Here is a 13,522-nt window from a genome sequence, read left to right as displayed (position 1 = left end):
GAATCGCGTTGTTCATGATAGTGCTTTTTCTTGCTGGATGGCGTGAATAAAATACTGTGGCAACTGCAACTGCAACTGCAACTGCAACTGCAACTGCAACTGCAACTGCAACCGGCAAATGTATCGGTTTTTCGATTCCTGAGGTGTTAGCAATAAAAAAGCGAAGCAGCCTGCAAGCTGCCCCGCTTCTTTTCTGAACTCGCCAGAGTTAGTGGCTCAGTGCTCAGTTTTCCTTGAACTGCAGCCAGCCGTCATCCAGCCAGGCATTCAGCATTTCGCGTTCATCTTCATCCAGGGCTTCGAAACTGTCGCCGGGGATCAAGAGTTCACGTTGGTCAGCCAATTGTTTCAGGGCCGGGCTGGCGGGGCAGGGGGCGACCTCACCGTTGATATACAGCTCATCGCCGCGATACATCATGCGCGAGCAGCGATCCAAAGCCAAGCGGCCTGCAGGCAGCTCGGGGTCATGCAGATCAACCGGGTCTTCGGCAATGTCGAACCAGCTATTACTGGGCAATTCGGTCAGCCAGACGCCCAGGAACCGTGAGGCCAATGCTTCGTCAAAACGAATGGCGTTCAAGGCATCCAGCGACTTCTGAACAAGCTTCTCCGGCAAGGCGGCAGGTGTGGTGCTGGCCTGGGCATCCGGGTCGGTGTAGCGCTGCTGCAGGCTCTCGGGCATGGGCATCGGTGGGTCGGCATACAAGCCAAAGCCTTCGCCACTGGCGGCGGCCAACTGATCCGAGGCGGCATCCATCAAACCACGGGCCAGCGTTGCCTGGGTAGGCGAGCGAAAGCCGATGGAAATTGTCATGCAGTCGCCAATTGCAATCCCGTCATGTGCCACGTGCGGGGGCAGATACAGCATGTCGCCGGGTTCCAGCGTGAACTCTTCTTCTACCTGGAAATTGCGCAGAATCTTCAAGGGCAGGTCGGGCACCAGGCTCAGGTCTTTTTGCTGGCTGATACGCCAGTGACGCTTGCCGTGGGCTTGCAGCAGGAACACATCGTAGCTGTCGAAGTGTGGGCCTACGCCACCGCCGTCAGAAGCAATGCTGATCATGGCGTCGTCCAGACGGGCATCGCCAATGAAGCGGAACTGACGCATCAGGGCGGCGGTGTTGTCGTCGTGCAGATCCACGCTTTGTGCCAGGGCGGTCCAGTTGGGCTGCGAGGCGGGCGGCAGCTCGTCAAAAGGCCCGGTTTCCATTTCCCAGTCTTCGCCGTCATGGATGATCAGGCGCGACTCGACTTCTTCACGCGTTACCAGCTCGCGGATATTGTCTATGCTCAGCGAGTGCTTGAAATTAGGAATGGCGCCGCGTATCAATAAAGGTTTGCGTTGCCAGTAGGTTTGCATGAACTCATGCGCGCTGATGCCGCCCAAAAGGGTCAATGGCTGGTCGATAGTCATGGACTGCCCGAACAAGAATTAAATTAGCCCGTAGCTTAACTGATCCGGCCTGTCCCGGTGTATGGCTAGCCTGCGTATCAGGCGTATCTAGCGCAAAGAATCCAGAGAAATACTCGCGATATAGAGTGATTGACTCACGGTAGGAGTCTAAGAATGATTGATTGTCGATCTGCTCGCCAACGGTCCTCGGAAAACCACATAAAAAAAGGAGCCTCTTGGGCTCCCTTCTGGACTGTTTAACCCGTCGCCTTCATCTCTTTTTTCCAGCGGTACAGCAAATCCAGGGCGTCGCGTGCGCTCAGGTCATCCACATCCAGTTGCTTGAACTGATCCAGCAGGTCCAGTGCTTTTTCTGTGGTCGGATCAGGCTCGGCGACCGTGGCTTCCGGAGCGCTGCCTGCATTGAACAAATCCAACTGTGCGCTAGGATCGTTTTGTGCTTCCAGACGGCTTAGCTCGCGACTGGCCTGACGGATGACCGCAGAGGGAATGCCGGCACGTTGTGCAACTTGAATCCCGTAGCTGCGGCTGGCGGGGCCTTCCTGAACTTCGTGCAGGAACACAATGCCGGAGGCCGATTCTGCGGCGGCCAAGTGCACATTGGCAGCGGCAGGCAGCTCGTTGGGCAGACGCGTGATTTCGAAATAGTGCGTGGCAAACAGGGTCAGTGCCTGATTGTGGCTGAGCAGGCGATGCGCGATGGACCAAGCCAGGGCCAGACCATCATAGGTGGAGGTGCCGCGACCAATTTCATCCATCAGCACCAGGCTATAGGGGGTGGCACCGGCCAGAATGGCTGCTGCTTCGGTCATTTCCATCATGAAGGTAGAGCGGCCACCAGCCAGATCATCCGCCGCACCGATACGGGTAAAGATGCGGTCGATCTGACCAATACGGGCTGTGCTTGCCGGTACAAAGCTACCGATGCGGGCCAGCAAGGCAATCAGGGCAACCTGACGCATATAGGTGGATTTACCGCCCATATTCGGGCCGGTAATCAGCAACATGCGACGTTGCGCGTGCATTTCACAATGGTTGGGCGTGAAGCGCTCGATGCTGTGCTCCACCACAGGGTGACGGCCTGCTTCAATCCAGATACCAGCCTGCTCGGTCAGCTCGGGGGCGACCCAATTATTGTCCAGTGCGTGCAAGGCCAGGGAGGACAGGGTATCCAGTTCGGCAAGGGCGCTGGAGCACAAGGCCAAGGGGCCTGCATAGCTTTGCAGCTTGTCCAGCAATTCATCGAACAGGAACTTCTCGCGGCTCAGACTGCGGTCCTTGGCGGACAGGACCTTGTCCTCCCACTCTTTCAATTCAGGCGTGATGAAGCGCTCGGCATTTTTCAGTGTCTGGCGGCGGCGGTAGTCGTCGGGGACCTTGTCGGCCTGACCGCGACTGACTTCAATAAAGAAACCATGCACACGGTTGTATTCGACGCGCAAGGTAGCAATGCCGGTGCGCTCGCGTTCGCGGGCTTCGATCTTCACCAGCACATCGCCGCTATCGCTGGCCAGGCTGCGTAGCTCGTCCAGATCCGCATCGTAGCCATCGGCAATGACACCACCATCGCGTATCAGCAAGGCGGGCTCGGAGGCGATGGCAGACTGCAGCAAGGAAGCCAGCTCCGGGTCCAGAGCCAGACTTAACAAATGCCCATGCAAGTGTTCAGACTGAGCAAAGTTCTGTTCCAGCTCCCGACGTAGTTCAGGCAGTGTCACCAGCGCATCGCGCAAGCTGGCCAGCTCCCGAGGACGCACGCTGCGTAGCGAAATACGCGTGGCAATACGCTCCAGGTCCGGGAAGCGGCGCAGGGCATGGCGCAGCACACCCAAAGGATCGCCTGCATTCAAGCTGGCGCTTTGCTGGGTTTGGAAGAACAGGGACACCACATCCTGACGCTGCTGAACGGCGTGGTTCAAGCGCAAGGGGTGATGCAGCCAGCGGCGCAGCAAACGGCTGCCCATAGGAGTCTGGCAATGATCCAGCGTGGAGAACAGGGTTGGGCTGGTTTCACCGCTAATGGTTTCGGTAATTTCCAGATTCTTGCGCGTGACGGCATCCAGCACCAGAAAGTCCGAGCTATGTTGAACACGGATAGCGGTGATGTGGACCAGGGACTGAGATTGTGTGCTGCCGACGTAACGCAGCAAGGCTCCGGCTGCCGCCGTCGCCGCAGGCAGATCGTCCAGACCAAAGCTGGCCAAAGAGTCCAGGTCAAAATGGTCCAGCAAGGTTTCGCGTGAACCGTCCTGTGCAAAGTGCCAATCCGGCAGGGTGTGGCAACTGGCTTGCGGCAGTTCCGGGGCAGGGCGCAGCGATTCGGGATAGACCAGTTCTACAGGGCCGATACGATTCAGTTCCGTATCCAGCATGTCCGGTTCGCACTGGCTGACCAGAAACTCGCCACTGGCCAGGTTCATCCAGGCCAGCCCCACCATTTCCTGACGTTGCACCTTGATCAGTGTGCAGGCGGCAATCAGGCGGTCTGCCTTGGGAGGCAGCAAGGCGTCATCAGTTAGCGTACCGGGAGTAACTACACGCATGATCTTGCGCTCGACCGGACCTTTGCTGGCAGCCGGGTCACCGACCTGCTCACAGATGGCGACGGATTCGCCCAAGGCCACCAAACGCGCCAGATAACCTTCCATGGCGTGAAAAGGCACACCAGCCATGGGGATAGGCTCGCCGTTGGAGGAACCGCGCTTGGTTAGCGTCAGGTTCAGCAGGCGTGCGCCGCGTTCGGCATCGGCGTAGAACATCTCATAGAAGTCCCCCATCCGATAGAACAGCAGATGCGAGCCAGCCTCCGCTTTGAGCTGAAGGTATTGACGCATCATGGGCGTGTGGGCGGACAGATCGGCAGCAGAAGTCATAGCGCAGTACAGGTCAGGGAATTCAACAACAAGGCCGCCCAGAAGGCGGCTGAGTCGATATTGTAGCGAGGGCAGTCAAGTGGGGGATAGGGAAGCGGCTGATTTAGTCCCGCGTGTTTCTCCTTAAGGTGCAGGGATATCCCGATTTTGAGCATGGAAGTGCTTAATGCAATAATACAAATGATAATCACTTCTATTTCTAACACGGGATATTGAAATGTTCACACGTCGCCTTGCTTTGTCTGTCTTGTCTGCCGCTTTGCTAAGTGCCGGATCTTTTGCCCATGCCCAGCCGTCCGAGTCGGTCTCGTTGCCCTTGACGCCGGAGCTGGCGCAAAAGACGTCAATTACGGCAGAAGGGGCTTTGCGCAAGGATCTGGCTTACGGGGTTTATCAAACGGTTTACAGTCCGTTTGATAAGTCCTTGTATGTGGCCTCGGCAGAGCGTGCGCCTTCGGTTCGGGGTGGTGTGATCTATAAACTGGACCCCATCACCCTGGATGTAAAGGGGACGATTTATACCGATGAAAGTAACTTCGGCCTGACGACGAACGCGTCGGGCGACACCCTGTACGTCACCAATAGTCTGGCTGCTGCCGTCTCCAAAGTTGAGCTGAAAGAGGACGGGAGCCTGGAGCGAGTCCGCTTTAGCAATACCAGTTTTGATGACACCAAAATGGGGCCGCGCACGATTCGTCACGACCCCCAGCAAGGCCGTGTGTATGTGGGGGCCGTAGGTGCGCCGGCCGTGATCTGGGTGCTGGATGATCGTAATCTGGAACTGATCGACACCATTGAAAACGCAGGCAAATGGGTGACCGGTCTGCTGATAGATTCGGGATCGCATCGTCTGTATGCCGCCAATGGCGACGGCGAAGTGATGGTGATCAATACCCAAACCAACAAGATCGAACAGCGCTGGAAACCGGCTGGCGCCAAACCCGCCTTGCTCTTGAATTTTGCGCTGGATTCCAGGCGCAATCGTCTGTACGTGACCGAGACCAAAGACCAGAAAACCGTGTATGTGCTGGATGCCCGCAACGGCAAATTGCTGCAGGAACTGCCGGTGGGGGATGCCATGGATGTCTTGTATAACGCTGATCGCGACGAGCTGTATTTGACTCACCGCGAGCAAGGCAAAGTGTCTGTGCTGGATGGCGGCAGCTATGCGATCAAGGCGCAATACAACTTGCCTGATAACCCCAACAGCCTGGAGCTGGGCCCGGACAGCCAGTTGTACGTCACCGTTAAAGCTCCTTCCACTCCGCAGTACAAAGCCAGCAAGCGCGAAAGTGTGGTGCGTATTGACCTGAAGAACATCAAGGCTTGATAGGTAATCGTGATGACCAGCTTATTCAAGCCTTGCCTGGGACGCTCTCTCGTCCTGTCTCTGTTTGCTCTTCATTGTCAGGCTCAGGCGCAAGACCAGATGGATGTTGCCCAGCCGCAGGAGTTGTCCACCATTACCGTTAATGCCAGTGCGGATGCGTCGCGTCAGGGCTTGTTGCCGGAGTATGCGGGCGGTCAGGTCGCCAGCGGCGGGCGAGTGGGGATATTGGGTTCTCTTGAAAACATGGACTCGCCTTTCAGCGTCAATAGCTACACCAGCCGCTATATCGAGCAATTGCAGGCGTCGACCGTAGCCGATGTGGTGCGCCATGATCCTTCCGTGCGCGTGGCCCGTGGTTTTGGCAATTTTCAGGAAAGTTTTTTCATTCGGGGCTTTTTGACGGCGTCCGATGATATTGCCTACAACGGTTTGTTTGGTTTGCTGCCCCGGCAAGCGACGGCTGCCGAACTGGCCGAGCGTATTGAAGTGCTGCATGGCGCAGGTGGCTTTCTGTACGGTGCCGCGCCTTCCGGCGGTGGTATTGGGGGCACGATCAATGTGCTGCCCAAACGGGCTGGCGAGAGCCCGCTGACCAAGGTCGGTGCAGGTTATGGCAGTGGCGGACAAAGCCAGATCAAGGCGGATATTGGGCGTCGTTTTGCCGATGATGCGGCAGGCATTCGTATCAATGCCATCAAACGCAGTGGTGATACGGCGGTCGACAATGAGCACACCAGTCTGGACCTGTACACAGTAGGGGTGGATTGGCGTGGTGAGCGTGTACGTTTGTCGGCGGACTTGGGCTATCAAGAACATAAGCTGCGTGAAGTCCGGCCTAATGTGGCTTTAAAGGCGGGCTTGTCCGCTTTGCCGGGCTTGCCTGCGCACACGCGCAACTTCGCCCAGCCCTGGACCTACTCTAATGAGAAAACCATTTTTGGGACGGTACGCGGGGAATATGATCTGAATGATTCCATGACCCTGTGGGCTGCTTTCGGTATGAAAGATGGCAAGGAAAAAAATCAGCTTGCGACTCAGACGGTAACGGATGCCGTTTCTGGAAAAACCACCTTCTCGCGTTTCAACAATTCCCGACGTGATGACGTGAAAACAGGCGAGTTGGGTTTGCGAGCCAGTTTTGAGACCGGGCCTGTGTTGCATGAGCTGGTCGCTGCTGCTTCTTTGTATGACCACAAAGAGAAAAATGCCTGGGCTATGGGTAGCGTGCAGGAAAGTAATCTTTATGATCCTGTGAATCACGCCTTGTCACCCTTCGCTTATACCGGGGGAGATTTGGGTTCACCCGCTTTGGTGGGACGCACCAAACTGACCAGTTATACCCTGGGCGACCTGATGTATCTCTGGGACGACAGGCTGGAAGTCATGTTGGGGCTGCGCCATCAAATCATGGAAACGCGCAGCTATGACTATGGCACCCAGGCCTTGCAGCGCAAAGATCGTCAGCAACATACCAGCCCTGCTGCGGGTGTGGTGTTCAAGCTGACTGATGAATGGGCTTTGTACGGCAACTACACGGAAAGCCTGGCGCAAGGCGATCTGGCACCGACTCGCTTTAACAATCAGCCGGTTCAAAACGCCGGGCAGCGCTTGTCGGCCTTTGTGGCCAAGCAAAAAGAGCTGGGAATCAAGTACGACAACGGTTCCATGGGCGGTGGGCTGACCTTCTTCACCACGACCAAACCGCGTGGTGTGGTGAACGACGATCTGCGTTTTGTGGAAGCGGGCAAGGATCGCCATAACGGGTTGGAGCTGAGCTTTTACGGCCAGTTGACGGACTCCCTGCGCATTCTGGGTGGGGTGACCGCCTTGGACACCAAGCAGAAAAACACGGGTGACCCGCTGAGCGAAGGTCAGCGCGTGATTGGCGTGCCGCGTTGGCAAGGCAGTCTGGGCCTAACCTGGGATGTGCCGCAGGTGACAGGCTTGTCGCTGGATACGCAGTTGCTGGCAACCGGTGCCCGTTACGCGGATTCGGCCAATGCGATCCGTGTGCCAGGTTGGGTGCGTTGGGATCTGGGGGCCAGCTATCAGCGCAAGATTTCCGGTGTGCCCATGACGTTCAGGGCCAGTGTCGAGAATGTGGCCGATACGGCGTATTGGGCTTCGGTCGGTGGCTATCCCAATAATGGCTATCTGGTCTTGTCGCAGCCACGCACGTTCATGCTGAGTGTCTCGGCGGAGTTTTAAGGAAAGGACCGGGCAGGGGGCACAGTCCTGCCTGTTCTCCACCACATAGGGCGTCCAGCAAATGTTTGACGCCCTTATCTCAAGCCCATCGCTATAACTTTTACAAAATAAATGTCCGGAAAGTGGGCTCTCAAACGTCTTTATAAGGAAGGCCTGAAAAAGGACCTCTTGCCCTGTCCGCTTGACTGCACCGTTTAGGTGGGAACCTCCTTGTCTGCTAAGTAGCGTGGAGCCGGTTTTGGTCTAAGCAAGTACCTGCCTTCTTGACCACTTTTGTTTTTTGATCACCTGCCGCGCATGATACGGCGGGTGCAGATCTACGGTTTTTTGGGATTAGTTATGAAGTCCAAAGCAGTAAAGCGCCGCTGGGCGTTGGCCCTGGTGGCGGTGCTGGTGCTGGGGGCGCTTGCCGCACAGGCCGGGCGTTCTTCAGAGCAGTTTGAAACGGTGGCCGTGGAGCAAAGTGATATACGCGCTACCGTTGCTGCGGTGGGAACTTTGAAGCCCAGTCGCTATGTGGACGTGGGTGCGCAGGTGTCCGGGCAGATTACGGCTTTGCCGGTTGCGCCGGGCGATCAGGTTGAACAGGGCCAGTTGCTGGTGGAAATCGATCCCAGTGTGCAGCAAGCCACCGTTGATGCGGGCCGAGCTTCGCTGGCGGCGTTCCGGGCCCAGTTGGCCGAGCAGCAGGCTCAGCTTTTATTGGCGCGTCAGCAATTGGCTCGCCAGCGTCAACTGGAGCGCCAGCAGGCCAGCCGTCAGGAAGATATTCAGATTGCCCAAGCCAATCTGGCGACTGCGCAGGCTCGGGTAGCGCATGTACAAGCGCAGATGGAGCAGACTCAGGCCACGCTGAAAGCCGATGAGGCACGCTTGGGCTATACGCGCATTTACGCGCCCATGAGTGGCACGGTCATTGGCGTGCAGGCGCGTGAAGGTCAGACGCTGAATGCCACGTATCAAACTCCCAATATTCTGCGCATTGCAGACCTGAGCACCATGACGGTGTGGACCAGCGTGTCTGAGGCTGACATTCGTCGTATCAAGCCCGGTATGACCGTCACCTTCACGACGCTGGGAGAGCAGGGCGAAACGCGGGCGCGTCAATGGCAGGCCAAGGTTCGCCAAATCATGCCTGCGCCAGAGGGCAGCACTCAGGATGAAAGCACGGCGGCGGCACCGACTGCCACACAGGCCATCATGTATACGGTGCTGTTTGATGTGGCCAATGAAGACGGCGAATTGATGCCGCAGATGACGGCGCAGGTGCTGTTTGAGATTGATCGTGCTGACCAGGCCTTACTGATACCCTTGGTGGCTTTGCGCCCAGACCCTGATCGTGGTCCTGATGCTTTTACGGTGCCGGTGCTGGAGCGGGGCAAGGTGCAGGAAAAGCCGGTCGACCTGGGAGTGCGCAATCGTCACCAGGCACAAGTCGTGAACGGGCTGGCTAAAGGAGAGCACGTTGTTCTGGCGGTGCTCACTCCTGAGCGTGGTTGGCGGTGGCTGCAATGGTAGGGGCTGCACCTCCTTTGATCGAGCTGCGGGACATTAATCGTATCTATGGCGGCCCGCCCAGCACTAAGCCGGCTGTGCAGGTTCTGTTCGATGTCAGCTTGAGTATTGAGCCGGGTGAGTTTGTGGCGATTGTGGGGGCCTCGGGGTCCGGTAAATCGACACTGATGAATCTGCTGGGTTGTCTGGATAAGCCCAGCAGCGGCACCTATCTTTTTCAAGGTCGGGATGTCGCACAGCTCAGTCCTGATGAACTGGCCCAGTTGCGCCGTGAGACCTTTGGTTTTGTCTTTCAGGGCTATCACCTGATTCCGACTGAAAGCGCCAGTGAAAATGTCCAGATGCCTGCCATTTACGCGGGAATGGATGAGGGCGCGCGCGTGGCACGTGCCGCAGAGTTACTCAGTAGCCTAGGTCTGGCGGACAAGCTGGATAACCGGCCCAATCAGTTGTCCGGCGGCCAGCAGCAGCGGGTGTCTATTGCTCGTGCCTTGATGAACGGTGGCCGTGTCATTCTGGCCGACGAACCCACGGGTGCGCTGGACTCGCGTAGTGGTGCAGAAGTGATGGCCTTGCTGCGCAAGCTCTCGAACTCTGGTCACACCATTATCCTGATTACGCACGATCATGAGGTCGCGGCGATGGCAGACCGGATTATTGAAATTCGTGACGGCTGCATCCTCTCGGATAGCCGCCCAGAAACGGCCACCGAGCCCAAGCTTGAGCAGTCTTTACCACCGCCCGAGCACCGCCGCTCGCCCTGGGTTTCGGAGATCAAGGATGCTACCCGCAGCGCCTTGCGCAGCATGTTCATTAACCGTCATCGCACGGCCTTGACCTTGTTAGGCGTGATCATCGGGGTGGCCTCGGTCATCGTGATGCTGGCGGTGGGTGAAGGTGCCCGCCAACGTGTCATGGATCAGATGGGCACGATGGGGACCACGATCATTTACTTGAGCAGTTCATCACCGCCCAATGGGGTCGCCAAGGGACAGCTGACAGAAGAGGATCTGGAGGCGATTGGCGAGCTGCCGTTGATACGACGTGTCATGCCGGTGATTGGAGATCCGATTACCGTGCGGCGTGGCAGCGTGGACCGCCAGGTGTATGTGTTTGCCGCCAATGAAACCATGCCGGATATTCATCGCTGGCAGCTGGCACAAGGTCGCTACTATACCGATGCCGAGGACCGGGATCTGGCTCCCCTGGTTGTGTTGGGACATCGTGCCGCCAAGCAATTCTTCCCCGATATGGACGTGCCGTTGGGGCAGCAGCTCCTGATCGGCAATTCACCTTTTGAGGTGGTCGGGGTAATGCAGGAGCGCGGTGCCGATTCGGGCGCGCAGGCTTACGACGATATGGTGTTTGTGCCTTATCACGCGGCGCGTGCCCGTGTGTATCAGGCCCAGACGCAGCCCGACTATGTAGTGATTGATGCGCAGGACAGTTCCACCGTTCTGGAAGCGGAACAAGACATGCGTCAGTTGCTGACACAGCGTCATGGCGGGCGAGAAGACTTTTCAATCGGGAATGCAGCGGCTCGCTTGCAGGCAGAGGCTTCCACGCGTCAGGCCATGAGCATGATGCTGGGCCTGATTGCCGCCGTGTCTTTGGTGGTGGGCGGCATCGGGGTCATGAACGTAATGTTGATGACGGTGCGTGAACGCACGCGGGAAATTGGCATACGCATGGCAACCGGTGCACGGCAAAGTGACATCATGCGCCAGTTTCTGACTGAGGCGGTTTTGTTGACGATTACAGGCGGTTGCCTGGGCGTGCTGGCTGGTGCTGTGGTGGGTATCGGCCTGATTTTTGGTGGGGTGGATGTGGTGTTTTCCTTGCGGGCGGCCTTGGGCGCCTTTGGCTGCGCCGTGGTGACGGGCATGGTTTTTGGCTATATGCCAGCACGAACGGCGGCCGCGCTGGACCCCGTTCAGGCTTTGGCAGGGGAGTAAGCATGGCTCATTACCGATGGATAGCAGGGGCCATGAGCACGCTTGTGCTGCAAGCGTGCGGCTCCTTGTCCTCTGATCTGGACAAGATCCCGCCGACGCTGCCCCAGGCGTATCAACAGCAAGCCAAGGCGACACCCAGTCCTGTACTGGCCCAGGTAGAGCCGGAGTGGTGGCGTGCTTATAACAGCCCCGCCTTGAATAGCCTGATGCAGGAAGCCTTGAAGGACGTGGCGGTGCTGCGTCAGGCACAGGCCCGGATCTTGCAGGCGCAGGCTCAGGCACGCATTGCCGGAGCCAGTTTGCTGCCGGAATTACAGGGCAATCTGTCTGCGCAAAGAGATGCGCCGTTTTCTTCCTCGCATGGAGACTCTCGCTCGCAATATGTGGCCGGTGTGTTCATGAGCTACGAGCTGGATGTGTGGGGACGCAATCGTGCTCAGGCCGACAGTGCCGTGTTCCTGGCCCAGGCGGCGAATTACGAGCTGGATGTGCTGCGTGTCAGCGTGCAGGCGCAGGTGGTGCATTTAAGCCTGCAAGCCTTGGGCGACAAACAGCGCGTGGCCATTGCCCGTCAAAACCTGGCCGTTGCGCAACGCTTGTTGAGCCTGCTGGAAGCACGCTTGCAGGCGGGGGCGGCTTCGCCTTTGGAGCTGGCACAGCAGCGCCAATTGCTGGCTTCGCAACAGCGCAAATTGTTTGTGATTGAAGAACAGGCCATTCGCACGCGGGTGGAGCTGGCGACCTTGTTGGGCCGTACTGAAATCATGCCCGAGCCCCAGGAAGATATTGCCAGCTTGCACGTGCCGGAGCTGGAAGCAGGTCTGCCTTCACAGCTCTTGTCGCAGCGCCCTGATATTGCGCGCATCGAGGCCCAGTTGTCAGCGGCTCATGCCGATGTGCATGTGGCGCGCGCTGCCCTGTATCCCAGCCTGACCTTGGGGGCGCGGGCAGGGGCATCGGGCAATCATTGGGAAGAAAGCTTGCGCCATCCGGTCTACAGCCTGATCAGCGGGCTGGTGGCGCCTATCTTCAATGCCGGTCGTCTGGAGGCGGGCAAGGATTTGAGCGACGCCCGTTTGCAGGAATGGCTGGCGCAGCATCGGCAGACCATTGTGCAGGCTTATATGGATGTGGAAGGCGTGCTGGCACAACTGCATAGCCTTGATGCCCAGGCGCAGACTATGGAGCTGGAGTGGGAGCAAGCCAGGCTGGCGTTTCAACTGGCCGAAGCACGTTATCGCTCTGGCTCGGAAACCTTGCTGTCTTTACTGGATGCGCAGCGTACCTTGTACGCTGCTCAGGATGTGCGCGTCAGTTTGATGCAGGCACGTCTGCAATCCCGCGCGGCGCTCTTCCGAGCACTGGGCGGGGGCTGGCAAGCTGGCTCAGGCAGCCTGGCTGATCAGGGGACGGTGGCAGAGGCTGGGGTCTAGCAGGCTGGCAGCCGCCTCATCCAGCAGGATGTGGGTGTTGGCGTGCTGCTTCAAGGCTGTGAAAGGCAGCTCGGGCGTGACACCGCCTTCCTGGTAATTGAGCATGGTGCGAGCCTTGTGCTCGCCGGTGACCACCAGGGCAATTTCACGGGCGCTCAGAATATCGGCAATCCCCATGGTGATGGCCGATGCAGGCACTTCGTCCATGGAATCAAAAAAGCGGCTGTTGTCGATACGGGTGCGCTCGGACAGGGCCACCACATGGGTGCGGCTGTCAAAAGGGGTGCCCGGTTCGTTAAAGCCGATGTGGCCGTTGGTGCCTACGCCCAGCAATTGCAAGGCGACACCCCCACTGGCCGCAATCGCGGCGGAGTAGTCCTGGCAGTGCTGCTCCAGCTCTTTGGTCAGGCCATTGGGCAGATGCAAACGAGCGGCATCAAAAGGCAGTTGGCCGAACAGGTGCTGGTGCATGTAGTAGGCGTAACTTTGCTCGTGCGCTGCGGCCAGACCCACATACTCATCCAGATTGAAGCTGTTGATCTTGGAGACATCCAGCCCATTGGCACGTACGTCCTGTACGAAACGGGCGTAGACGGGTTCCATGGTCCCCCCGGTTGCCAGACCCAGAGTCGCTTGTGGATCCTGACGAATAATTTCCTGAAGACGGGCGCTCAGGTGTGCCGCAATGGCGGCGGAATCGGGGAAGACTAAAAACATAATCTTGTTCTATGTATGGGCTGAATAAGTTGAAAAAAAACTTCGCCGCAAGCACGGCGAAGTTTGATCTTTCGAAA

Annotated in this window: 8 protein-coding genes; 5 read left to right on the top strand and 3 right to left on the bottom strand. The window is 57.8% G+C overall.

Translation table 11 applies throughout. The features are described 5' to 3' along the window. Nucleotides 1–223: 223 nt before the first annotated feature. Together D0C27_RS15955 and mutS are read right to left on the bottom strand one after the other, a co-directional pair. A complete protein-coding gene (locus D0C27_RS15955) occupies nucleotides 224–1,414 on the bottom strand; it encodes a JmjC domain-containing protein (RefSeq protein WP_137431301.1) in 1,191 nt (396 codons plus the stop codon). 236 nt (nucleotides 1,415–1,650) lie between these two features. After that, on the bottom strand, nucleotides 1,651–4,287 hold the full coding sequence (gene mutS, locus D0C27_RS15950) for a DNA mismatch repair protein MutS (protein WP_060185671.1): 2,637 nt from the start codon (nucleotides 4,285–4,287) through the stop codon (nucleotides 1,651–1,653). Nucleotides 4,288–4,504: 217 nt separating this feature from the next. Between mutS and D0C27_RS15945 the strand changes: the two genes are divergently transcribed. From D0C27_RS15945 to D0C27_RS15925, 5 genes are all read left to right on the top strand, one after another. Next, entirely contained in the window at nucleotides 4,505–5,617 is a 1,113-nt protein-coding gene (locus D0C27_RS15945; RefSeq protein WP_137431300.1) for a YncE family protein, read from the top strand. Nucleotides 5,618–5,629: 12 nt separating this feature from the next. Continuing rightward, nucleotides 5,630–7,825: a TonB-dependent receptor gene (locus tag D0C27_RS15940; RefSeq protein ID WP_060185673.1), complete on the top strand. Its 2,196-nt coding sequence runs from the start codon at nucleotides 5,630–5,632 to the stop codon at nucleotides 7,823–7,825. A 339-nt stretch (nucleotides 7,826–8,164) separates the two neighbouring features. Then, nucleotides 8,165–9,343: an efflux RND transporter periplasmic adaptor subunit gene (locus tag D0C27_RS15935; RefSeq protein ID WP_060185674.1), complete on the top strand. Its 1,179-nt coding sequence runs from the start codon at nucleotides 8,165–8,167 to the stop codon at nucleotides 9,341–9,343. Then, nucleotides 9,337–11,295, top strand: coding sequence for an ABC transporter permease (locus D0C27_RS15930; protein ID WP_060185675.1), 1,959 nt, complete (start codon nucleotides 9,337–9,339; stop codon nucleotides 11,293–11,295). The genes D0C27_RS15935 and D0C27_RS15930 overlap by 7 nt, the downstream gene beginning before the upstream one ends. A gap of 32 nt (nucleotides 11,296–11,327) precedes the next feature. Continuing rightward, nucleotides 11,328–12,728, top strand: coding sequence for an efflux transporter outer membrane subunit (locus tag D0C27_RS15925; protein WP_137431299.1), 1,401 nt, complete (start codon nucleotides 11,328–11,330; stop codon nucleotides 12,726–12,728). Here D0C27_RS15925 and D0C27_RS15920 read toward each other — a convergent pair. Continuing rightward, on the bottom strand, nucleotides 12,681–13,445 hold the full coding sequence (locus D0C27_RS15920; RefSeq protein ID WP_137431298.1) for a glucosamine-6-phosphate deaminase: 765 nt from the start codon (nucleotides 13,443–13,445) through the stop codon (nucleotides 12,681–12,683). The two genes, D0C27_RS15925 and D0C27_RS15920, sit on opposite strands and share 48 nt — an antisense overlap. Nucleotides 13,446–13,522: the final 77 nt, after the last annotated feature.

Origin of the sequence: Alcaligenes faecalis (assembly GCF_005311025.1) — a bacterium.
In the GTDB taxonomy this organism is placed as follows: domain Bacteria; phylum Pseudomonadota; class Gammaproteobacteria; order Burkholderiales; family Burkholderiaceae_B; genus Alcaligenes; species Alcaligenes phenolicus.
This window is presented reverse-complemented; position numbering and strand designations above follow the sequence as displayed.